Source organism: Ectopseudomonas alcaliphila (genome assembly GCF_900101755.1).
GTDB lineage: Bacteria > Pseudomonadota > Gammaproteobacteria > Pseudomonadales > Pseudomonadaceae > Aquipseudomonas > Aquipseudomonas alcaliphila.
Map to the genome: position 1 here is coordinate 748,008 of NZ_FNAE01000001.1, position 22,380 is coordinate 770,387.

Genomic DNA, 22,380 nt, shown 5'->3' on the forward strand with positions numbered 1-22,380 from the left:
GCGCACGGCCTGGGCGGCCCCGCGACACCCTACTTGCTCATGATGCCTTCGCAGGCCTCGATCAACGCCGCTGCCAGCTCACGTGCGTAACCGGGCAACTGGTTGCGCGCGTGCAGGGCCACCTCCACCGGCGCCACCGGGGCGAAGCCTTCGGCCTCGCCCAGTTCGCGATGCGCGGTGGTGATCAGGCGGCGCGGCAGCAGGGTCAGGCCCAGCCCACCTTCGGCGGCGGCACTGACGCCAGGCAAACTGCTGCTGACATAGGCGATGCGCCAGGGCTTGCCCATGGCATCCAGCGCGTGAGTCATCTCCAGGCGATACAGACCATTGGGCGGGAACACCGCCAGCGGCACCGGGTTGCGCGCCAGCACCGGACGCGCGCGGCTGTCCAGCCAGGCCAGCGGCTCGGCCCAACTGGCCACGCCCTTGGCACTGCCGGCACGCTGCTTGATCAACGCCAGATCCAGCTCGCCGGCGTTGAACGCGCGCCACACGTCGTGACTCAGACCACTGGTGATCTCCAGGCGAATGCCAGGATGGGCATCGGCAAAATCGGCCAGATAAGGCGTCAGGCTGTTGGCCGCGAAATCGTCCGGCACGCCGAGGCGCACTTCGCCTTCCACCGCGCTCTGCCCCAGCGCCAGCATGGCTTCGTCCATCAGCGCGACGATACGGTTGGCGTAACCCAGCAGGCGTTCGCCCTCGGTGGTGGTCACCACATAGCGGCCGCTGCGGTCGAGCAGTTCGGCGCCGAGCTGCTCCTCCAGGCGGCGCACCTGCTGGCTGACCGTGGACTGGGTCAGGTGCAGGCTGGCAGCCGCACGGGTGAAGCCGCCGGTCTGCACCACGGCGAGAAAACTGCGTAACAGCACCGGATCGAGCATAGCGCTACCCATCATGAAATCCACTGGCAGGCATTCTACTATTTAATTTCCGAATCCATCCGCGAATTCCTATAGTGCATGGGAGTCAATTTTCCGCTCGGGGATCGAACCCCGCGCCATTCACCCGCCGAGGCAATCTCTCGATGAGCAAATCGCCCTACTACTACGCACCGCATGGCGGTCACCCAGGTCAGGATCAACTGCTGACCGACCGCGCCATGTTCACCGAAGCCTACGCCGTGATCCCCAAAGGCGTGATGCGTGACATCGTCACCAGCCACCTGCCGTTCTGGGACAACATGCGTATGTGGGTCATCGCCCGCCCGCTGACCGGTTTCGCCGAAACCTTCTCGCAGTACATCGTCGAAGTCGGCCCGAACGGCGGCAGCAACAAGCCGGAGCTGGACGCGAGCGCCGAAGGCGTGATCTTCGTCGTCGAAGGCGAATTCAGCCTGACCCTCAATGGCACCCAGCACGCCATGCGTCCGGGCAGCTACGCCTTCATCCCGCCGCAGAGCGACTGGTCGCTGCGCAACAACGGCAGCGAGGCCGTGCGCTTCCACTGGCTGCGCAAGGCCTACCAACCGGTCGAAGGTGTGCCTTACCCGGAAGCCTTCGTCACCAACGAGCAGGACATCGAGCCGATCGTCATGCCAGGCACCGAAGGTCGCTGGAGCACCACGCGCTTCGTCGAGATCAGCGACATGCGCCATGACATGCACGTCAATATCGTCAATTTCGAGCCGGGTGGCGTGATTCCCTTCGCCGAAACCCACGTCATGGAACACGGCCTGTACGTGCTGGAAGGCAAGGCGGTATACCGCCTGAATCAGGACTGGGTCGAGGTCGAGGCCGGCGACTTCATGTGGCTGCGCGCCTTCTGCCCGCAGGCCTGCTACGCCGGCGGCCCGAGCCGCTTCCGCTACCTGCTGTACAAGGATGTGAACCGCCAGATGCCGCTGACCCTGGGCGGCCTAAAGCGTTAAGACTGCGCCGGGCAACCATCGCCGCAGCTAGATTGAAAGCCGCGCTCTCCGACGAGACCGCGGCGTTTTTCTCTCAGCTTGGGCGAACCTCACACTCCGACGCCTCTCCCCCTAAACCGCTCTTCTTGCTCCGGTGCGCGCCGAACACCGACTTCGGCGCCTGGCCGAAGAACGTGGAAAACGCCGCGCTGAAGTTGTTCGGGTAGCGATACCCCACTCGATAAGCCACCTGGGCCACCTGGTAACCACTCTCCAGCAGGACGTAGGCCTTGCGCATGCGCATTTCGTGGAGCATGCGATGGGGCGTGGTGTTGAAGCGATAGTGAAAGCCTTCCTTGAGCTTGAATTCGTTCAGCCCCACCGCTGCGCACAGATAGGCAATGGTCAGTGGCTGGTCGATCTGCTCGAGCATCAGATCACGGACACGCTCCAGCTTCTCGATGTCGTGGGCGCTGAATTGCAGCGCCGCAGGGTCTGGCGGGCTGAGCAGCTTGAGCTGCTCGGAAAGCAGGCTGAGTGTGTGAATGTGCATATCCAGCGCCGCTATTCGCTGCGGCTCATTGAGGTAGCGCAGTAGCGCTCCGGCATGTGCGCTGCTGGCCCCAGAGGTCTTGCGAAAGGCCAGTTGGCGGATGTGTCCCGTCCCCAGCAATGCCCCTGCGCGTTCCATCCCCAGATACCTGGCCAAGGTATTCTCGCCCACCAGCAGACGCAGTTGGGAAACCGTGGTGCCAGCCTCGTAGCAGCGTTCCCCTTGGCTGCCGTGGAAAGCGGTGACGGTGGTGAAACCGCCACGGAAACAGAGCGTATCGCCATTACGAGCCTTGTAGCCGGACTGCCCCTGCAGACCGAGGGTGATCACCAGCATATGCCGGTCGTGAGGGTTGACAGTCTCCTCTATCAGGTCACGGATCGGATGGTAGCGCGAGCGAACCACCACCAGATCGTGGTCCAGAACGAAACGCTCCGAATAGCACTCGCCCAGCTCCTCCGGTAATTGCTGACGCTCCCAGCCGGAGGTTTCCCGGCGAATCAGGCGCGGCTGGCTCATCGCTAGCCGATGCGGCTGGGGTATCCGTTGAACAGCAGCCATGGGTCCTTCCTCCAGTTCAGATACGGGAAAATCCTGAAATCATATCAATCTAGATGATACGCATTCTTATCTATCTATAGCATTCGTATCACATCGAGAGCACGCACTTTGTGACAGGCGCTCTGCCTGCGGGTGTATGCACTTTTCATTTGCTTCGTTCGGGGGAGAGATGGGGGAACAAAGTATCCGCTTGGGGTTCGCCATGCTTGGGGGCTTGCTGGTGCCGACGCTGACGGTTGCAGCGACGCAGCAGCATCTGCCGGTCATGACCGTTACTGCCAACAAGATCGAACAGCATCAGGAAGAGGTGCCGGCCAGTTTGTCGGTCGTGCACGGCGATGATCTGCGCGATGCCGGGGCCGAAGACCTGCAGGCGCTGGCCCGGCGCACACCGAACTTCGTATTCCAGCCGTTCGGTCAGTCCGGCACCAACGTGCCAGTGGTGCGCGGCCTGACCTCCAGTGCCACGGCGTTCTCTTCATCCATGCTGATGCTGGTCGATGGCGTGCCTACCCTGACGGGACAGGGATTCGACCATAACCTGCTGGCTGTGGAACGGGTGGAAATCCTGCGCGGCCCGCAATCCACTTTGTACGGGCGCAACGCAGAGGCCGGCGTGCTGAACCTGTATACCCGTCAGATCGGCGAAGAACCCCATGCGCAGGTCGATGCCACCCTGGGCAACCGCGACAAGCGCTCGCTGCGCTTCGACCTGAGCCAGGCGCTGGTGGCGGATACGCTGTACGGCGGCATTGCCGGCGAATGGCTCGAACAGGACGGTTTCATCGACAACGTCTACCACGGCGGCGACGAGGACCGGCGCGAACGGCATAACGGCCGCGCCGTGCTCCGCTGGACGCCAGCGGCCCCGACCAGCGCCACCCTGCGTTACAGCCGTCAGGACTACCGAGATGCCGGCTCGCAATGGGGGGCGGCTGGTGCGTCACACCGCGAGGTTCGCTCCGGCACCACGAGTTGGAACCACTCCAGCGGCCGCAGCCTGTCGCTGGATGTCGAGCACGAGTTGGATTCGGGCCTGCGCCTGCGTTCGATCACGGCGCGTAACGACTTCTACGACCGCGTCCGCCAGGACACCGATTTCCTCCCCTTCGACGCACTGCATATCGAGCGCGACCATCATCTGAGCACGCTATCCCAGGAATTGCGCCTGGAGGGTGAATGGGCCGAGAGCAAGTGGCTCGCCGGCTTCTATGCCGATCGCGACGACCACTCGTTGGATTTTCGCCAGAAGCAGCCCATGGCAATGACCCGCACCCAGGTGGGTCTGGGCGGCAATACCGCCGCCCTGTTCGGCCAGTGGACGCAAGCGCTGACATCGCACTGGTCCCTAACCCTGGGCGCGCGGATGGAGCGCAACGAGGTCAGCCTGTCGCCCCGTGACAGCGACAACCGCAGCGACCAGTGGCAACGCTTCACCCCCAAGTTGGCCTTGCAATACGCCTGGAACAGCGACACCCAGGCCTACGCCAGCTATTCGGAAGGGTTCCGCGCTGGCGGCTTCAATGCCTTCGCGGCCTCGGCCGGTTATCCGGGTTACGACCCGGAGCAGGTCGACGCCTATGAATTCGGTATCAAGGGCTGGACGGCGGAACGCCGTCTGCGCTACTCGGCCGCCCTCTACTGGATGCAGATCAGCGACATGCAGGTGCAGCAGATCGTCCAGCCCGGGATGGTCTACATCACCAACGCCGCGGGTGCCCGCTCCACCGGTCTGGAGCTGGAGGCCGACTACCTGCTCGGCCCCAATTGGCGCCTGCAGGCCTCGCTTGGCGTCAACCGCACGCGCTTCGAACGCTTCCAGGACGGCAGCGCCGACTACAAGGGTAACCACGCCCCCTTCGCTCCGGACCTCACCACCTACCTGGGCCTGCGCTATGACGCCGCCGCAGGCTGGTTCGCCCAGGCCGGGCTGAGTGGCGTGGGCCGCACCTATCTCGACTCGGCCAACCGCTACAGCCGCGCCGGCTACGCCCTGCTCGACCTGAGCGCCGGCTACAACTTCGACCACTTCGGCGTTTCCGCCTATGTGGAAAACGCCACCGACAAGAGCTACGACGCGGTCGGTTATCTCAACGGCATGGCGCGGGTGTACAGCGAGCCACGCGAGTTCGGCCTGCGCCTGAGCTATCAGCTATGAATCATCACACGAGCGTAACCACCCGCCACCCTCTGCAACCCTATTGGGATCTGGCCCTGGCATCGGTACAGGCCGACGCCCTGCGCGTGGCCCTGGAATTGAAGCTGTTCCGCCTGCTCGCCGAACCCATGCTGGCCGGCACGGTGGCCGAGCGCCTGCGCCTGCACCCGGACAACACCGCACATCTGCTGGAAATGCTCTGGAGCATGCGCCTGCTGGAGCGTCAGCAGGGCGATGCACCAACCCTCGGCTGGATCTACCGAGCCAGCTCGCTGGCACGACGCTATCTGGATTGCGACTCGGACCAGCACTGTGGCGATGCCTGGAACCTGCGCCTGCAGGCCCTGCGCCATTTCGGCAAACAGCTGGGCGAGCAACTGCGCAGCGGCGAAGCAAGCACCGCGCCGCGACTCGCCGGCACCGCAGCCAACTGGCAGGCAGCCGCACGTCTGCAGATCGCCCAGGAGCAGCGTGCGGCAACGACCGATGCGGCACTGGCGGTGATCTCGCAACTGCCCGAGTTCCCCCGTGCCGAACGCCTGCTCGATCTGGGTGGCGGCCCCGGGCTGGTGGCCATCGCCCTGGCCAAGGTCAATCCGACCCTGCACGGCGAGGTGTTCGACCTTGCGCAGACCATCAGCGTGGCCGAAGAGAACATCGTCGCGTCCGGCCTCGGCGAGCGTCTGCGAGGACGCGCCGGCGACCTGATCCGCGACCCTCTCGGCGAAGGCTACGACCTGATCTGGTGTTCCTCAGTGCTGCATTTCGTGCCCGACATCAATCAGGCGCTGAGCAAGATCCACGCTGCGCTGCGCCCTGGCGGCGTGCTGGTCTGCGCCCAGGCGGAAATTCCCGACGATCAGGACGCAGCGCGGCAAATGCTCTCATATTACCTGTCGATGCGCATGCTGGGGCGCCAGCTGACACACGCCGACGGCCTGCGCCAGGCCATGGAACGGGCCGGCTTCACTGCGCTGGAAACGTTGCGCGAAGTACCCTTCCCGATGACGCCGGTTACCGCCGTGATCGGCCGCAGGAGCTCGCGATGAACACCCAAGCCCTGCGTCTGCTCAGGCGCCAGGCGCTGTTCGGCTGGCTGAATTTCGTTCTGGCGGTGCCGAGTATCTACCTGTTGCTCGGCATGCCGTTGGTGATGCGCCAGCACGGTTGGTCTGGCACCGAAATCGGCCTATTCCAGCTGGCCGGGTTACCGGCGGTGTTCAAGTTCTTCCTGGCGCTGCCGGTGGAGCGCTGGCGCTTCGCCGGCGCTCACTACAGGAGCTGGGCACTGCTGCTGTGCCTGGGGCTGGCGGCGGTTCTGTTGCTGGTGGGTCGTCAGGAATTGCTCGAAAGGCGCGCCCTGTTCTTCGTCCTGACGCTATTGGCCGGGGTACTGGCGACCTGGGCCGACATTCCGGTCAACGCCCTGGCGATCAAGCTGCTGCCAGAAAGCGAACGCGTGCGCGCCGGGGCTATCCGCTCGGCGGCACTGTTCATGGCCGCCATCGTCGGCGGCGGCCTGATGCTGCTGGTGCACGAATGCTGGGGCTGGCAAGCACCCTTTGCGCTGATGAGCGTCACCTTGCTGCTGGGGGCACTGGCACTGCCGCTCCTTGGCGAAGGGGCGGTACAAGTCCGTCAGAGCGAGGCGAAAAGAGATTGCGGCCCGAGTTGGCGCGGCTACTTCGAGCAACCCGGCGCAGTGCTGTGGACCTGCCTGCTTCTGTCCTGCTTCCCGTTCATTGGCGCCAGCTGGCTGTACCTCAAGCCCCTGCTGCTCGACCAGGGCATGCCGGCCACTCAGGTGGCCTGGGTAGCCGGAGTCGGCGGCGGCGTGATCGGCGCCCTGGCCAGCGTAGCGGGTGGGTTTCTGCTCCGCCGCCTCGGGGTCGCCCGCGCACTGCCACTGTTCACCGGTTTCGCCCTCTTCGCCCTGGCCAGCCTGAGCGGCGTGGTCTGGAGCGAGGCAGGCACGCTCGGGCTGGTTATCGGCGCCTCCCTGGTGGCAGCCGCCATGGGTGCGATCTCCGCCATGGTATTCGGCCTGATGATGTTCTTCACCCGCCAACAGCGCCAGGCCGTCGATTACGGCCTGCAGGCCAGCCTGTTCGTCGTTTCGCGCCTGGCAGTACCGGTGGCCGCCGGCGTGCTCCTCGACCACCTGGGCTACACCGGCATGCTGCTCTGCCTGACCTCGGCAATGCTCGGTGTCTGCGCCCTGGCCGTAGTCGCCGGCCCAGCCCTGGCGCGAATAACGGAACGAAACCGGGGTACGGCTGTTCACTGCACAGCCAATATGGCACGCGCCCCAAGGAGTAATAGCCGCTAGATCTCGCAGCAAAAGCCCTGCTGAGAAAGCTTGAGACGCATACGCACCTTACACAAACGAAAAAGGCCACCCCGAGGGGTGGCCTTTGCGTTTCTGCAATAACCGATCAGCTATGGCGGATCAGGTGGTCGAAGGCGGACAGCGATGCTTTCGAGCCTTCGCCCATGGCGATGACGATCTGCTTGTACGGTACGGTGGTCACGTCACCAGCCGCGAATACGCCAGGGATATTGGTCGCCCCCTTCGCATCGACGATGATCTCGCCGAAGCGGTTGAGCTCCACGGTGCCCTTGAGCCAGTCGCTGTTGGGCAGCAGGCCGATCTGCACGAAGATGCCTTCCAGCTCGACGGTGTGCAGCTCCTCGGTGGTGCGATCCTTGTACACCAGGCCGTTGACCTTCTGACCGTCGCCCTTGACCTCGGTGGTCTGCGCGCTCTTGATCACGGTCACGTTCGGCAGGCTGCCCAGCTTCTTCTGCAGGACGGCGTCGGCACGCAGGGTGTCGGCGAATTCCAGCAGGGTCACGTGGGCGACGATGCCTGCCAGGTCGATGGCCGCTTCGACGCCGGAGTTACCGCCGCCAATCACCGCCACGCGCTTGCCCTTGAACAGCGGGCCATCGCAGTGCGGGCAGAAGCACACGCCCTTGGCCTTGTATTCCTGCTCGCCAGGCACACCCATCTCGCGCCAGCGCGCACCGGTGGAGAGGATCACGGTCTTGGCCTTGAGCGAAGCGCCGTTCTCGAACTTCACTTCATGCAGGCCGCCTTCGCTGCTGGCCGGAACCAGAGCCGAGGCGCGTTGCAGGTTCATCACATCGACCTCGTATTCCTTGACGTGTTCTTCCAGCGCGCGCACCAGTTTCGGGCCTTCGGTTTCCTTGACCGAGATGAAGTTCTCGATGGCCATGGTGTCCAGCACCTGACCACCGAAACGCTCGGCGGCGATGGCGGTGCGAATGCCTTTACGCGCGGCGTAGATGGCAGCAGAGGCACCGGCCGGGCCACCGCCGACCACCAGCACGTCGAAGGCTTGCTTGGCGCTCATCTTCTCGGCATCGCGGTTGGCGGCACCGGTGTCGATCTTGGCGAGAATTTCCTTCACTTCCATGCGACCGGAAGCGAACACCTCACCGTTCAGGTAGATGCTCGGCACGGCCATGATCTGGCGACGCTCGACTTCTTCCTGGAACAGCGCACCGTCGATGGAGACGTTGCGAATATTGGGGTTGAGCACGGCCATCAGGTTCAGCGCCTGGACCACGTCCGGGCAGTTCTGGCAGGAGAGCGAGAAGTAGGTCTCGAACTCAAACTTGCCTTCGATGCTCTTGATCTGCGCGATGGTGTCAGCATCCAGCTTCGACGGATGACCGCCCACCTGCAGCAGCGCCAGCACCAGCGAGGTGAACTCGTGGCCCATGGGGATACCGGCGAAGGCAACACCGGTGTCTTCGCCCGGACGATTCAGGGCGAAGGACGGACGACGGGCATCGCTGCCGTCGGTCTTGAGCGTGATCTTGTCGGTCAGGCCGACGATGTCTTGGAGCAGGCCGAGCAGCTCCTGGGATTTCGCGCTGTCATCGAGGGACGCGACGATCTCGAACGGCAGGGTGACCTTTTCCAGGTAGGCCTTCAACTGGGCTTTAAGATTGGCGTCCAACATGGCGGAAATTCCTCAAAGACGAAAATTCGGACAATAAAATGCCCGGGCGGATCGCGCCCGGGCATCGGGCACCACAAGGGCCGGTTGATGGCCCAAACAGCGCAGGTAGCAATGGCAAAACGGATTTCAGAGCGTCGCGAGCGACGGCTAGGCAAGGCGTAGTCTGACGAGGGCGCGGATTGTACTGAAGTACATGACAAGCCCGAGTCGGATTACAACGCTGCCTAGCCGAGCGCAGCAGCTCTGAAACCGTTTTTAGATCTTGCCAACCAGGTCCAGCGACGGAGCCAGAGTGGCTTCGCCTTCTTTCCACTTGGCCGGGCAAACCTGACCCGGGTTAGCGGCGGTGTACTGAGCGGCTTTCAGCTTGCGCAGGGTCTCGGAGACGTCGCGAGCGATTTCGTTGGAGTGGATTTCCAGGGTCTTGATCTGACCTTCCGGGTTGATGATGAAGGTGCCGCGCAGAGCCAGACCTTCTTCCGGAATGTGCACGCCGAAAGCGTTGGTCAACTGGTGAGTCGGGTCACCGATCAGCGGGAACTGAGCCTTGCCAACGGCCGGCGAAGTTTCGTGCCATACCTTGTGCGAGAAGTGGGTGTCGGTGGTCACGATGTAGACCTCGGCACCAGCCTTCTGGAACTCGGCGTAGTTGTTGGCAGCGTCCTCGATCTCGGTCGGGCAGTTGAAGGTGAAAGCGGCCGGCATGAAGATCAGCACGGACCACTTGCCTTGCAGGGACTGCTCGGTGACTTCAATGAACTCGCCAGCGTGGAAAGCGTTGACCTTGAACGGCTGGACTTGAGTATTGATGAGGGACATCTCTGACTCCTTATGAGGTTTCTGTGAGGGTTAAGAATCTACGGTCGCTATATTAGCTACCTAACGGAAAAAAGCTTATTGATTACGACCATGATATCGATTGAATGCTCCAATCGATGTGTCAGCCCGCACCAGACGCGGGCTGTAGCCCTGGGTCAGACCAGGCTGGGATCAATCAGCAGCGCAAGTTTACCCGCGACTTGATTACCAGCGAGTGTCTCGAACGCCGCTTCACTGTCTTCGATGGCAAAACTGCGCTCGAGTTGCGGCTTCAATCGCCCTTCGCCGAACAACGGCCACACCTGCTGCTGCAGATCGCGCAAAAGATCCGCCTTGAATTGATCGTCACGATTGCGCAGGGTCGAACCGATCAGCTGAATACGCTTGCCCAGCACCTGAGCAAGGTCCAGCGTGGCCTCGCGCCCGCCCATCAAGCCAATATTGATCCAGCGCCCATCACGGGCCAGCAACTCCAGATTGAGTGCCGCGTACTGCCCACCAACCGGATCGAGGATCACATCGAACGGCCCGAAATCACGCAGTGCTTGCAGGTCTTCACCGCGCAGAGCCCCACCCTGGGCACCCAGCGCTTCGCAGTAGGCCAGTCGCTCGGGCGAGCCGACGCTGACCCAGCTCGGGCTGCCGAATGCCTTGCACAGCTGGATGGCGGCCGAGCCGACCCCACTGGCGCCGGCATGCAGAAGGACCTTTTCACCGGGGCGCAGGCCGCCGAGCTGGAACAGATTGAGCCAGGCGGTGGCGTATACCTCCGGCACCACAGCCGCCTCGACCAGACTCAAGCCCGCTGGCACCGGCATGGCGTGGCGAGCATCGAGCACCACCTCTTCGGCCATGCCGCCACCCGCGAGCAGACAGCAGACCCGATCGCCCACCTGCCAGGCGCTGCCGGCGCCGACTTCGACAATCACACCGGAACACTCCAGGCCCAGCGCCTGGCTCGCCCCAGGAGGCGGCGGATAGAGCCCGGCGCGCTGCAACAGGTCAGCCCGGTTGAGCCCAGCGGCAGCCACTTTCACCCGAATCTGCCCCGCGTCGCAGGTCTGCGCCGGTTGTTCCAGCCATTCCGCGCGCCCTTCGACGCCTTGCAATGCCTTCATGCTGCCTCCATAGTGCAAGTGAACCGAGCCCAGCGCTGACCGCCGGGCTTTCGCCTAGCGCCAACGGAACCTGGCGCCCTCAAATACGGCCTAATATGCGTTATCAACTGCCACTACGTCGAATCAGCATGAAGCGATCTCTTGCAAGCACCGCCCTCGCCCTCGTACTCGGCTTCAGTGCCCTGCCGCTGGCGGCCAAGACCACCACAGCGACCAGTTGGGACTATCTGCAGCCGGATCGCGAGCAGGTGATTGCCAGCCTCAACGTAGTGGAACTGCTGCGTCGCCACCACTACAACAAGCCGCCGCTGAACGACGAACGCTCGACTCAGATCTACGACAACTACCTGAAGTCGCTCGATCCGTCTCGTAGCTACTTCACTGCGGCCGACATCGCCGAATTCAACCAGTGGCGTACCAAATTCGACGATTTGCTGAAAAGCGGCGACCTCGAGCCGGGGTTCACCATCTATCGCCGCCACCTGACCCGTATGGAAGAGCGCCTGAACTACGCGCTGGCGGAGCTGGGCAAAGGCGTCGACAAGATCGACTTCAGCATCGACGAGAAACTGCAGGTCGATCGCGAGAAAGCCCCCTGGGCCAAGGACCGAGCCGAGCTCGACGAGCTGTGGCGCAAGCGCGTCAAGGATGAAGTGCTGCGCCTGAAGATCGCCGGCAAGGAAACCAAGGACATTCAGGAACTGCTGACCAAGCGCTACAAGAACCAGCTGGCGCGCCTCAAGCAGACCCGTGGCGAGGACGTGTTCCAGGCCTACATCAACGCCTTCGCCACCACTTACGACCCGCACACCACCTATCTGTCGCCGGATAATGCGGAAAACTTCGACATCAACATGAGCCTGTCGCTGGAGGGCATCGGTGCCGTCCTGCAAAGCGACAACGAGCACGTGAAGGTGGTCCGTCTGGTGCCTGCCGGCCCGGCCGAGAAGAGCAAGCAGATCGCACCGGCCGACAGGATCGTCGGCGTGGCCCAGGGCAGCGATGAAATGGTCGACGTGATCGGCTGGCGACTGGACGAAGTGGTCAAGCTGATTCGCGGCCCGAAAGGCTCCACCGTGCGCCTGGAAGTGATCCCGGCCAGCAATCCGCCCAGCGACCAGACCAGCAAAGTGGTCACCATCACCCGTGAAGCGGTCAAGCTGGAAGAGCAAGCTGCCAAGAAGAAGGTTCTGGAGCTCAAACACGAGGGGCGTGACTACAAGCTCGGCGTGATCGAACTGCCGGCCTTCTACCTCGACTTCAAGGCTTTCCGCGCTGGCGACCCGAACTACAAGAGCACCACCCGTGACGTCAAACGCCTGCTCGACGAGCTGCAGGCCGAGAAGGTCGACGGCGTGGTCATCGACCTGCGCAACAACGGCGGTGGCTCGCTGCAGGAAGCCACCGAACTGACCAGCCTGTTCATCGAACAGGGCCCTACCGTGCTGGTACGCAACGCCGATGGTCGCGTCGACGTGCTCGCCGACGAGAACAAGGGTGTCTACTACAGCGGCCCGCTGGCCGTGTTGGTCAACCGCCTGTCCGCCTCGGCCTCGGAAATTTTCGCCGGTGCCATGCAGGATTATCACCGCGCGCTGATTCTCGGCGGCCAGACCTTCGGCAAGGGCACGGTGCAAACCATCCAGCCGCTCAACCATGGCGAACTGAAACTGACCCTGGCCAAGTTCTATCGCGTTTCCGGCCAGAGCACCCAGCATCAGGGCGTGATTCCTGACATCACCTATCCGGACGTGATGGACACCAAGGACATCGGCGAAAGCGCGCTGCCTGCGGCCCTGCCCTGGGACAGCATCCGTCCGGCGATCACCCCCGAACTGGACCCGATCAAGCCTTTCCTGACCGAGCTCAAGACACGTCATGACCTGCGTACAGCCAAGGACCCGGACTTCGTCTTCACTCGCGACCGTCTGACCCTGGCCAAGAAGCTGATGGCGGAAACCACCGTCAGCCTCAACGAGCAGACTCGTCGTGCGCGCCAGGCCGAAGTCGAAGCCAAGCAACTGGCACTGGAGAACAGCCGCCGCCAGGCCAAGGGCGAAGAGCTGCTCAAGGAGTTGACCAAGGAAGACGAGGACGCGCTGCCAGTCGCCGATGAAAAGAGCACACCGGAAGACGACGCCTATCTGGCAGAAAGCGGACGCATCCTGCTCGATTACCTGGGTCTGAACCCCTCGCTGGCGCTGCATTGAGACGACTCATCGAGCGTCATCAAATCGTCATCGAACTGTCGTGAAATGAAGGGCCGGTTAAACACCGGCCCTTTCGTTTCCGGCAGATCGAGAACACCATGACCGTCACCGAGCAGTTGAGCGCGCTGGGAAAGATCCTCGCTCACGGCGACCTCAGCAGCCTGTTTCAACCTATCGTCTCGCTGTCCGAACAGCGCATCCTCGGCTATGAGGCACTGACCCGTGGCCCCTCCAACAGCCCGCTGCATTCGCCACTGACGCTGTTCGCCGTCGCCCGCCATGCCGGCCGCCTGAGCGAGCTGGAAATGGCTTGCCGCAAGAGTGCCTGCAGAGGCTTCAGCGCTCAGGGCCTGGACGGCAAGCTGTTTCTCAACGTCTCGCCGGAGTCGCTGCTCGACCCCAGCCACCAACCAGGGCGTACCCTGAAATTGCTGCAGGCCTTCGGTATTCCACCGAGCCAGGTAGTGATCGAACTCACCGAGCAGTCCCCGACCGAAGACTTCGCCCTGCTCGATAACGCCCTGCACCACTACCGTGCCATGGGCTTCTCCATCGCCCTGGATGACCTCGGTGCTGGCTATTCCAGCCTGCGCCTGTGGTCGGAACTGCGCCCGGACTACGTGAAGATCGACCGCCACTTCATCGACGGCATCCATCAGGACGCGGTGAAGCGCGAGTTCGTCGGCTCGATTCTGAAGATGGCCGAAGCCTCGCGGGCTCAAGTGATCGCCGAAGGCATAGAGCTGCCCGAAGAGCTGGCCGTACTGGCGGAGATGGGTGTCGACCTGGTGCAGGGCTACCTGCTCAGCAGGCCGCAGGAAAAGCCGCCACGCGATGCCCGTCAACTGCTACCCCAGGTGCAGAGCAGTCAGGCCAGCCTAAGCGAGGACAGCCATGACCTCAGCGCCCTGCTCAATGACCAACCCGCGGTCGATCAGCACACGGCCATCGCCGAAGTGCTGGATGTGTTCCGTGCCCAGGCCAACCTGAACTCCCTGGCCGTACTGGACACGCAGCGTCAACCGGTCGGTATCGTCCACCGCCATTCGCTGTCCGAAGCGCTGCTCAAGCCCTTCGCCACCGATCTGTTCGCGCGCAAACCCATCAGTCGCCTGATGAGCCAGGACTTTCTCGCCGTAGAACTGACGCAGTCCCTGCAGAAGGTCAGTCGCCTGCTCACCAGCCGCGCGCGCCAGCGCATCGAGGAAGACTTCATCATCATCCAGAACGGCCGCTACCTCGGCCTGGGCCGGGTCATCGACGTGCTCAAGCTGATCACCGAGCAAAAGCTGCAGCAGGCCCGTCACGCCAATCCGCTTACGCTGCTGCCGGGTAACGTACCGATCCAGCAATGCCTTGGCCGCTTGCTGCAACAGCAGCGCGAAGCCGCGGTGTGCTACGTGGATCTCGACAGTTTCAAACCCTTCAACGACCTCTATGGCTATGCCAAGGGCGACGAGGTGCTGCTGTGCCTGGCTCAATGCCTGAACGATCGGGTCGACCCGGCCCGCGACTTCGTCGGTCATATCGGCGGTGACGACTTCATGCTGGTGCTCGGCTCGTCAGACTGGCGCGACAAGCTCGGCAAGCTGATCGAGGACTTTCAGAATCAGTGCCGCCGCTTTTATCGCGACGAGCATCTTCAGGCTGGCTGCTTCATCGCCCACAACCGCCACGGGCAGCGCCAGGAATATGCGCTGCTGTCGCTTTCGATCGGCGTGGTGCACGTAAAAGCGCAAGATTGCGCTCAGCTCGATGCCTCGCGTCTGGCCGAACTGGCCTCCGAGGCCAAGCGTCAAGCCAAGGCCGTGCCTGGCTACAGCCTGCATATTCTCCAAGGCTCAACGGCCTGAGCGGGTAGCCTCGTCCGCCATGGCGGCATAGCGCTCGGCGGCTGGCAGGTCTGCGTCCAGCCCGGGAGCACCGTCGCGATAGAGCTGACTCAGACGGCTGGCAGCCAGAGGATGGCCGGCAGCCAGCGCCATCTCCCACCAACGCACCGCCTGGACTGCATCCGGCGCCTGCCGGGTATCGCCCTGCAAGGCTTGCACGCCGAGCTGATAGGCGGCCTTGCCGTCGCCACCATTGGCGGCCAGACGCAACAGTCTCAGCCCTTCTTCACGCGCCCCCAGGCCCTGGCCGCGAAACAGCAGAATATGGCCGTAAAAGCTCTGCGCCGCGCTATCACCAAGATTGGCCATGCGCCCGTATTGCCCCTGCATCCATTGCCACAAACGCGGCTGCCGCAGCGCCGCGGGCCAATGAAACAGGCGCCGGGCCAGCCAGTAGCCAAGGCGTGCGCGGACCTGCCAGAGCCACCTAGACATCGGCGGGGTAATCGAACTCGAATACCCTGACCACCTCAGCAGCGTGCCAGGATGCAGCCGCCACACCATCGGATGCCCCACTGAAGCGCCCCAGGCTCGTCACGCAGTCGAAGAATCCGGTACGCGGCAGACGACTGGCGCCCTGACTGATGACCAGGGCGCTGCGCAGCGGACGCTCGGCGCGAGCATCCAGCGCCGCCAGGTGCTCCAATGCAGCGGTCAGAGTCTGCATGGCCGGCGTGGGCAGATCGAGTCGTTCGATCAGCGCGCGATAGGTCAGTAGATGACGCTGACGGCGAGCGTCGTCGAGCTCCGTCAGCAATGCCTGCCAGTGTTGGCGACTGATACGTACACTCAAGACCAGCCCTCCAAACCCAGTTCCCAGGCCAACGAGCGCAGAATCGCGGCATCGGGTTGGCGCTCGCCGCTCTCGATCATCGCCAGGTAGTGCGGACTGATACCGACGCTACGCGCCAGACTCTCTGCCGCCAGCCCCTTGGCCTCACGCAGCGCACGCAGCTGATCGAGCGCTGGCCGCTTGGCCTCGACAGGCTGTTCAACGGCCTTGGGCGCTGACGCTGGCTGGCGTCCTGCGGCCTGCAGCAAGGTCTGATACTCGGCCCATGGCAGCACCGCGTATTCGGGTTGGCCATCGCGGGCAATGATTTGCACACTCATGAGTCTCTCCGTTGGAAAGCAGGGCCGACGACCTCGACCCCTTCCTTGAACGCGGCCATCTTAACAGGCGTGTGGCGCCTGGGGCGTGATCTATACTGCCGTGGTATCAAGCCCGGTTCCCACACTGCGGCCCAGCCGCATCTGAGCGGAAACGACCCCGTAAACCTGCGGTGGGGAGTCGCCTTGAGAAGATCATGCGCATTGTCGCTCGGGTTACTGAGCAACTTCTGTAGCGCCGAAAGCCTGATGTGGGGCTACGGCCCGGCCGACACCATGCCCTATGTGGGCCTGACGCAACAGCAAGTGCGGCACGGGCTGGCCTACCAAGTCAGTCAGGAAATCGGCAGACGCTTCGGGCTTCCCGTCGAGTTTCTCGAAACCCCCAACAATCGGCTGGAACCCTATCTGCAACAGGGTCGCCTGCACCTGATCTGCAATACCAACCCCGAGTGGGTCAGCCAACCGCAGCAGTATCACTGGTCACCGCCACTTTATGACGAACAGGACGTCCTGCTGCAACGCACGGACCAACCAGAGCTGACCAGCCTTGCCAGTCTTTACGGCAAGGTGCTTGGCACCAGCCTCGGCTACACCTACAGCCAGCCACTGATGGCCGCATTCAGCACCGGCAAGGTCGACAGGCGGGACGTGCGCGATCTGGATACCAGCCTGCACATGCTCGACAAGCAGCGCCTGGATGCGGTGATCGACATGCAGCGCAACCTGACCTACAAGCTCGCTCAATATCCACAGATGCAACTGCGCTTCAGCCCCTGGGTGGTGCAGCGCTATCAGGTCTACTGCGTCTACAGCAGCCACCTGCCCATCCCGGCAGAACGACTGGACGCCCTACTGCTGGAACTGCGCGATCGACGCATGATCGGTCAATGGCTGGATGAAGCCGTCAGGAGTGCAACGGATCGACCCGCTCCGCTGTCGGCAGGTGCTCGATGAGCGCCAAACGCTCCGGGCTTTGTTTGTCGCGCCAGGCCCTGAAGGCTTCGAGCTCGCCATGCCAGGTACGCATCACCCAGGCCAGCACGGCCAGGTCATCGACGAAACCGACACCCACCAGCCAGTCGGGAATGGCATCGAACGGGGTGATGAAGTAAAGCAGCGCAGCCACCACCATCAACAGGGCCTGACTGCTGATCTGCCGGTACTCGCCCTTGAACCAGGCCAGGCTGAGTGCGCGCAGCAGCTGCAGGTCCTCCTTTAATGCAACGAAACGCTGCCCTTGCGGCGTGCGCTTGTCACCCAGAGCGCGCAGCAACTCCGGCAACCGGCCTTCACGCAGGAAGCGGGCAGCCAGCGGCAGGTAACGCGTCAGTTTCCACGGAATTTTCATGCGGCCTCCTCGGCAAGCCAGGCAGTATCAGGGCTTGCCTCGCTTATCCACCGAAGCTGTGGATAAATCTGTGCAAAGTCTTTCGACAAGCTTATCAAAGCCCCGTGGCATGGGGCCTGGGCTTAGATCGGATATTTTTTATACAGCATATAAAATCCATGAAAATCAACAGGTTGCCGATTGACACGAGCACAACTCAGTTGTAGCACAGACTTGTTAGGAATGTTTCCCATGATGTGCATAAGCGTAACACCCTGATCTCCACATCCTTGTTTACAGCCCCATAAACGACAACGCCCCGTCAAGACGGGGCGTTGTAAACGACTACCGAGTGTTACTGCTCGGTCGGCTCAGCTGCCTGATCCTTGATGCCGATCAGTTCCAGATCGAACACCAGTACCGAGTTGGCCGGAATGGCCGGGGACGGGCTCTGCTCGCCGTAAGCCAGCTCGCTGGGGATGTACAGCTTGTACTTCTCGCCGACATGCATCAGCTGCAGGCCTTCGACCCAACCAGGGATCACGCCGCCAACCGGCAGATCGATGGGGCTGCCGCGAGCGACGGAGCTGTCGAAGACGCTGCCGTCAGTCAGTTTGCCTTCGTAGTGAACGGTCACTACGTCGCTTTCCTTCGGCTGTTCGCCGTCGGCCTTCTTGATCACTTCGTACTGCAGGCCAGAAGCGGTGGTGACCACGCCTTCGCGCTTGCCGTTCTCTTCAAGGAATTTCTTGCCGGCTTCAGCGGCTTCCTTGTTCAGCGCGGTCATGCGCTCTTCAGCACGGCTCTGCAGGAAGGAGAAGGCCTCGATCATGTCTTCGTCCTTGATGCGCGGCTCCTTCTTCGCCAGCGCGTCCTCGATACCCTGAGCGACGGCCTTGGAATCCAGATCGTCCATGCCTTCCTCGGACAGGCTGCGGCCCATGTTCAGGCCAATGCCGTAGGAGGCTTTCTGCGCCGGGCTCTTGAGTTCGACTTCGCTGGTTTGCGAATCGCAACCGGCAAGCACCAGGCCCACCAGGGCAACCGCTGCCGCCAAACGATGCTGTTTCATGCTTGTTCCTTGTAGATGCGCCCGAAGGCCGTCGTGTGAAAGCGCGAGCTTAGCAGTACGCCGCAATCACTGGCTACGGCATAGGAGCCGAGCAATGCGCATAAGTTCAAGCAAACAAAGGATTTTTTCGAAGATTTCGGCGAATGCCGAGGTGTTGTCACAGGAGGGGATGAAGCGAGGAGAAGAATGGCGCAGCGGACGGGACTCGAACCCGCGACCCCCGGCGTGACAGGCCGGTATTCTAACCGACTGAACTACCGCTGCGCGTAACTGCGAGATTGGTGGGTGATGACGGGATCGAACCGCCGACCCTCTGCTTGTAAGGCAGATGCTCTCCCGGCTGAGCTAATCACCCTTCACTCTCGAAGTGGGGCGCATTCTAGAGAGCGATCCTGACCTTGGCAAGCCCTCTTCGCAAAAAAATTTATCGCCGCAGCAAGAACTTAGGCGAGGCCAGCGAATTTCCTCAGTGGCTCGTTGTCAGGGTTGGCCTGAGCACGCCAGCGGAGAATAATGCGCGCTCTGTGCCGGCGGACCATCATGCCCCTGTTGATAACCCGCCACCCTCATCCGTCGCCGCGCGCCGGCTTTCCCGGAAGGGAAAGCCCAAGGATGGCGCCAACCCGCGACTTCATCATCAATGGAGAGTCACCCGCTCATGTGGTTTCGTAACCTGCTGGTCTACCGCCTCACCCAGGACATCCCTTTCGACGCCGAAGCACTGGAGACCGCACTGGCCAGCAAGCCGGCACGTTCGTGCGCCAGCCAGGAGCTGACCACCTACGGCTTCACCGCCCCCTTCGGCAAAGGCGCCGATGCTCCACTGGTGCATGTCAGCGGTGATTTCCTGCTGATCGGCGCGCGCAAGGAAGAACGCATCCTGCCGGGCTCGGTGGTGCGCGACGCGCTGAAGGAGAAGGTCGACGAGATCGAAAACACCCAGATGCGCAAGGTGTACAAGAAAGAGCGCGATCAGATCAAAGACGAAATCGTCCAGGCCTTCCTGCCACGCGCCTTTATCCGTAAATCCGGCACCTTCGCCGCCATCGCGCCGAAGCAGGGCCTGATCCTGGTCGACAGTGCCAGCGCCAAGAAAGCCGAAGACCTGCTCTCCACCCTGCGTGAGGCCATTGGCTCGCTGCCGGTACGCCCGCTGTCGGTGAAGATCGCCCCCACCGCCACCCTCACCGACTGGCTGAAGAATCAGAGCGCTGCCGAAGGCTTCTTCGTACTCGATGAGTGCGAGCTGCGCGATACCCACGAGGACGGCGGCGTGGTGCGCTGCAAACGCCAGGACCTGACCAGCGAAGAAATCCAGCTGCACCTGTCCACCGGCAAGCAGGTTACCCAGCTGTCGCTGGCCTGGCAGGACAAGCTGTCATTCATGCTCGATGACAAGCTGACCATCAAGCGCCTGCGCTTCGAAGACGTACTGCAGGAGCAGGCCGAGCAGGACGGTGGTGACGATGCGCTGGCCCAGCAGGACGCCAGCTTCATCCTGATGATGATGACCCTGGTGGAATTTCTGCCGGAGCTGTTCACCGCCCTCGGCGGCGAAGAGATTCCGCAGGGCATCTGAAGCAGGACGCAGGTCTGTAGGAGCGGCGCCCCGCCGCGAATCAGGGCGGGGCACGCTTAGATGAAGCTTCGCCCCGAGGCGGGGCCCCTACGAAGAGCGGCTTTGCAGGCCTTGTCGGCACCTGACGAGTAGCCCGGATGCAATCCGGGGCCATTGCACCAGCGATTCCCGGATTTCATCCGGGCTACTGGCGCCAGCCTCAGACCAGCGACTCGAGACTCTCGGTAAAGGCGCTGGCGCCCTGCTCTGCCGAGCTGAAGTTGTGGCGCATGAAGGCGAACAGCTCGCGCCCACAACCACTTGCCGGAGCAGGCCGCGCCGCCGGCTCGCGCGCTGCGAACTCGGCCTCGTCGACCTGCAGCAGCAATTCTCCCGTCAGCCCATCGAGGCGTACCAGATCGCCATCGCGCACCCGCGCCAATGGCCCACCATCGAAAGCCTCCGGGCAAACATGAATGGCCGCCGGGATCTTGCCTGAGGCACCGGACATGCGCCCATCGGTCACCAGCGCCACCTTGAAACCGCGATCCTGCAGCACGCCCAGATAAGGCGTCATCTTGTGCAGCTCGGGCATACCGTTGCTGCGCGGCCCCTGGAAACGCACCACGGCGACGAAATCGCGCTCCAGCTTGCCAGCCTTGAAAGCTTCGACCAACTCCAGCTGATCTTCGAACACCAGCGCAGGCGCTTCCACTACCTGATGTTCAGGCGCCACAGCGGAAACCTTCATCACCCCACGCCCCAGGTTGCCCTGCATCAGGCGCAGACCACCTTCTGCCGAGAACGGCCGCGCCACCGGGCGCAGCACGCTCTCTTCCAGGCTCTCGGTCGGCCCATCGCGCCAGACCAGCTTGCCCTCCTCCAGGAAGGGCTCTTGGGTGTAACGCCACAGACCGCGCCCGGCCACGGTATTGACCTCTTCATGCAGCAACCCGGCCTCGAGCAGCTCACGAATCAGCAAGGCCATACCGCCAGCGGCCTGGAAGTGATTGATATCGGCCTTGCCGTTGGGATAGACGTGCGCCAGGGTCGGCACCACCTCGGACAGATCAGCCATGTCCTGCCAGGTCAGCAGAATGCCGGCGGCACGGGCAATGGCCGGCATGTGCAGGGTGTGGTTGGTGGATCCACCAGTGGCATGCAGGGCAACGATGGAATTGACCAGGCAGCGCTCATCGACGATCTCGCCAATGGGCATGAACTGGCCACTCTGCTTGGTCAGCCGCGTCACCTGCTGCGCGGCTTCACGGGTCAGCGCATCACGCAGCGGCGTACCCGGGTTGATGAAGGATGCGCCAGGCAGATGCAGGCCCATCACCTCCATCAGCAGCTGATTGGTATTGGCGGTGCCATAGAAGGTACAGGTGCCCGGCCCGTGGTAAGCGGCCATTTCCGCAGCCAGCAGCTCGTCGCGGGTCGCCTTGCCCTCGGCGTAACGTTGGCGCACATCGGCCTTCTCCTTGTTGGACAGCCCCGAGGTCATCGGCCCTGCCGGCACGAACATGGACGGCAGATGCCCGAAACGCAGTGCCCCCATCACCAGACCCGGCACGATCTTGTCGCACACGCCCAGATACAGCGCGGCATCGAACATATTGTGCGACAGCGCCACAGCGGTGGACATGGCGATCACCTCACGACTGGCAATGCCCAGTTCCATGCCGGGCTCGCCCTGAGTGACGCCATCGCACATGGCCGGCACACCACCGGCGAACTGGCCCACCGAGCCGAGGTCGCGCAGAGCCTGTTTGATCTGCGCGGGAAAGGTTTCGTAGGGCTGGTGCGCCGACAGCATGTCGTTATAGGCAGATACGATGGCGACGTTGGCCGCATCCATCAGACGCAGGGTCTGCTTGTCGTCACCGCTGCAGCCCGCTACGCCGTGAGCGAAGTTGGCGCACTGCAGCTTGCCACGTTGCGGCCCTTCACTGGCGGCCGCACGGATCATCTCAAGGTAGCGCTGGCGCGTGGCGCGACTGCGCTCGACAAGACGTTCGGTAACTTCAACAACGCGGGGATGCATGGGGAATCTCCAGGCTAGCTTCTAGCGTCTGTTTGTATTTACAACAAAATATTGCCACCCAGCGGGCTTGATTTCCAGAGCCATGGGAATAATCTTGTAATTCTAATAACAAAT

The 22,380-nt window shown here is 62.7% G+C and carries 19 protein-coding genes and 2 tRNA genes; 8 read left to right on the top strand and 13 right to left on the bottom strand.

Annotation, left to right across the window (positions count from 1 at the left end; translation table 11 throughout):
- Window positions 1-29: 29 nt before the first annotated feature.
- Window positions 30-884 (bottom strand): LysR substrate-binding domain-containing protein, encoded by an 855-nt coding sequence (locus tag BLR77_RS03630; RefSeq protein ID WP_074675507.1) that lies wholly within the window; start codon window positions 882-884, stop codon window positions 30-32.
- A gap of 143 nt (window positions 885-1,027) precedes the next feature.
- Between BLR77_RS03630 and BLR77_RS03635 the strand changes: the two genes are divergently transcribed.
- Entirely contained in the window at window positions 1,028-1,870 is an 843-nt protein-coding gene (locus BLR77_RS03635) for a bifunctional allantoicase/(S)-ureidoglycine aminohydrolase (RefSeq protein WP_074675508.1), read from the top strand.
- Window positions 1,871-1,943: 73 nt separating this feature from the next.
- On the opposite strand, the gene BLR77_RS03640 is transcribed toward BLR77_RS03635, so the two are convergent.
- Window positions 1,944-2,963, bottom strand: coding sequence for a helix-turn-helix domain-containing protein (locus BLR77_RS03640; protein WP_074675509.1), 1,020 nt, complete (start codon window positions 2,961-2,963; stop codon window positions 1,944-1,946).
- 169 nt (window positions 2,964-3,132) lie between these two features.
- Here BLR77_RS03640 and BLR77_RS03645 point away from each other — a divergent pair, with 169 nt between their 5' ends.
- The 3 genes from BLR77_RS03645 to BLR77_RS03655 are packed head-to-tail and all read left to right on the top strand — an operon-like array spanning window position 3,133 to window position 7,450.
- A complete protein-coding gene (locus BLR77_RS03645) occupies window positions 3,133-5,121 on the top strand; it encodes a TonB-dependent receptor (protein ID WP_074675510.1) in 1,989 nt (662 codons plus the stop codon).
- A complete protein-coding gene (locus BLR77_RS03650; RefSeq protein ID WP_074675511.1) occupies window positions 5,118-6,170 on the top strand; it encodes a methyltransferase domain-containing protein in 1,053 nt (350 codons plus the stop codon). Before BLR77_RS03645 ends, BLR77_RS03650 begins: the two co-directional genes overlap by 4 nt.
- Window positions 6,167-7,450, top strand: coding sequence for an MFS transporter (locus BLR77_RS03655; protein ID WP_074675512.1), 1,284 nt, complete (start codon window positions 6,167-6,169; stop codon window positions 7,448-7,450). The genes BLR77_RS03650 and BLR77_RS03655 overlap by 4 nt, the downstream gene beginning before the upstream one ends.
- 106 nt (window positions 7,451-7,556) lie before the next feature.
- On the opposite strand, the gene ahpF is transcribed toward BLR77_RS03655, so the two are convergent.
- The 3 genes from ahpF to BLR77_RS03670 form a co-directional block, all read right to left on the bottom strand.
- The gene (ahpF, locus tag BLR77_RS03660; RefSeq protein ID WP_074675513.1) at window positions 7,557-9,113 is read right to left on the bottom strand and encodes an alkyl hydroperoxide reductase subunit F; all 1,557 of its coding nucleotides are present in this window, start codon (window positions 9,111-9,113) and stop codon (window positions 7,557-7,559) included.
- A 255-nt stretch (window positions 9,114-9,368) separates the two neighbouring features.
- On the bottom strand, window positions 9,369-9,932 hold the full coding sequence (ahpC, locus tag BLR77_RS03665) for an alkyl hydroperoxide reductase subunit C (RefSeq protein ID WP_072422737.1): 564 nt from the start codon (window positions 9,930-9,932) through the stop codon (window positions 9,369-9,371).
- A 155-nt stretch (window positions 9,933-10,087) separates the two neighbouring features.
- Complete coding sequence (locus BLR77_RS03670) at window positions 10,088-11,050, bottom strand: NAD(P)H-quinone oxidoreductase (protein ID WP_074675514.1); 963 nt, start codon at window positions 11,048-11,050, stop codon at window positions 10,088-10,090.
- A 128-nt stretch (window positions 11,051-11,178) separates the two neighbouring features.
- Here BLR77_RS03670 and BLR77_RS03675 point away from each other — a divergent pair, with 128 nt between their 5' ends.
- Both BLR77_RS03675 and BLR77_RS03680 read left to right on the top strand, forming a co-directional pair.
- A complete protein-coding gene (locus tag BLR77_RS03675) occupies window positions 11,179-13,260 on the top strand; it encodes a carboxy terminal-processing peptidase (protein WP_162274996.1) in 2,082 nt (693 codons plus the stop codon).
- A 98-nt stretch (window positions 13,261-13,358) separates the two neighbouring features.
- The gene (locus tag BLR77_RS03680; protein WP_074675516.1) at window positions 13,359-15,113 is read left to right on the top strand and encodes a bifunctional diguanylate cyclase/phosphodiesterase; all 1,755 of its coding nucleotides are present in this window, start codon (window positions 13,359-13,361) and stop codon (window positions 15,111-15,113) included.
- Here the strand turns inward: BLR77_RS03680 and BLR77_RS03685 are convergent.
- The 3 genes from BLR77_RS03685 to BLR77_RS03695 are packed head-to-tail and all read right to left on the bottom strand — an operon-like array spanning window position 15,102 to window position 16,265.
- Window positions 15,102-15,587, bottom strand: a complete 486-nt coding sequence (locus tag BLR77_RS03685; RefSeq protein ID WP_074675517.1) for an SEL1-like repeat protein — start codon at window positions 15,585-15,587, stop codon at window positions 15,102-15,104. The genes BLR77_RS03680 and BLR77_RS03685 overlap by 12 nt on opposite strands.
- Window positions 15,580-15,945: a hypothetical protein gene (locus BLR77_RS03690; RefSeq protein ID WP_074675518.1), complete on the bottom strand. Its 366-nt coding sequence runs from the start codon at window positions 15,943-15,945 to the stop codon at window positions 15,580-15,582. Before BLR77_RS03690 ends, BLR77_RS03685 begins: the two co-directional genes overlap by 8 nt.
- On the bottom strand, window positions 15,942-16,265 hold the full coding sequence (locus tag BLR77_RS03695) for a helix-turn-helix domain-containing protein (protein WP_074675519.1): 324 nt from the start codon (window positions 16,263-16,265) through the stop codon (window positions 15,942-15,944). Before BLR77_RS03695 ends, BLR77_RS03690 begins: the two co-directional genes overlap by 4 nt.
- Before the next feature lie 201 nt (window positions 16,266-16,466).
- On the opposite strand from BLR77_RS03695, the gene BLR77_RS03700 reads away from it, so the two are divergent.
- Window positions 16,467-17,219 (top strand): substrate-binding periplasmic protein, encoded by a 753-nt coding sequence (locus BLR77_RS03700; RefSeq protein ID WP_238380534.1) that lies wholly within the window; start codon window positions 16,467-16,469, stop codon window positions 17,217-17,219.
- Here BLR77_RS03700 and BLR77_RS03705 read toward each other — a convergent pair.
- The 4 genes from BLR77_RS03705 to BLR77_RS03720 form a co-directional block, all read right to left on the bottom strand.
- Window positions 17,170-17,613: a YkvA family protein gene (locus BLR77_RS03705; RefSeq protein ID WP_074675520.1), complete on the bottom strand. Its 444-nt coding sequence runs from the start codon at window positions 17,611-17,613 to the stop codon at window positions 17,170-17,172. The genes BLR77_RS03700 and BLR77_RS03705 overlap by 50 nt on opposite strands.
- A 334-nt stretch (window positions 17,614-17,947) precedes the next feature.
- Window positions 17,948-18,664 carry a BamJ family beta-barrel-assembly machinery protein gene (locus BLR77_RS03710; RefSeq protein WP_074675521.1) on the bottom strand — a complete coding sequence of 239 codons (717 nt, stop codon included), beginning with the start codon at window positions 18,662-18,664 and terminating at the stop codon, window positions 17,948-17,950.
- Between the two features lie 187 nt (window positions 18,665-18,851).
- Window positions 18,852-18,928 (bottom strand) — tRNA-Asp (locus BLR77_RS03715).
- A 15-nt stretch (window positions 18,929-18,943) separates the two neighbouring features.
- Window positions 18,944-19,019 (bottom strand) — tRNA-Val (locus tag BLR77_RS03720).
- A gap of 303 nt (window positions 19,020-19,322) precedes the next feature.
- Here BLR77_RS03720 and rdgC point away from each other — a divergent pair.
- The gene (rdgC, locus tag BLR77_RS03725; RefSeq protein WP_074675522.1) at window positions 19,323-20,243 is read left to right on the top strand and encodes a recombination-associated protein RdgC; all 921 of its coding nucleotides are present in this window, start codon (window positions 19,323-19,325) and stop codon (window positions 20,241-20,243) included.
- 199 nt (window positions 20,244-20,442) lie between these two features.
- Here the strand turns inward: rdgC and edd are convergent, their stop codons facing one another.
- Window positions 20,443-22,266 (bottom strand): phosphogluconate dehydratase, encoded by a 1,824-nt coding sequence (gene edd, locus BLR77_RS03730; protein ID WP_074675523.1) that lies wholly within the window; start codon window positions 22,264-22,266, stop codon window positions 20,443-20,445.
- Window positions 22,267-22,380: the final 114 nt, after the last annotated feature.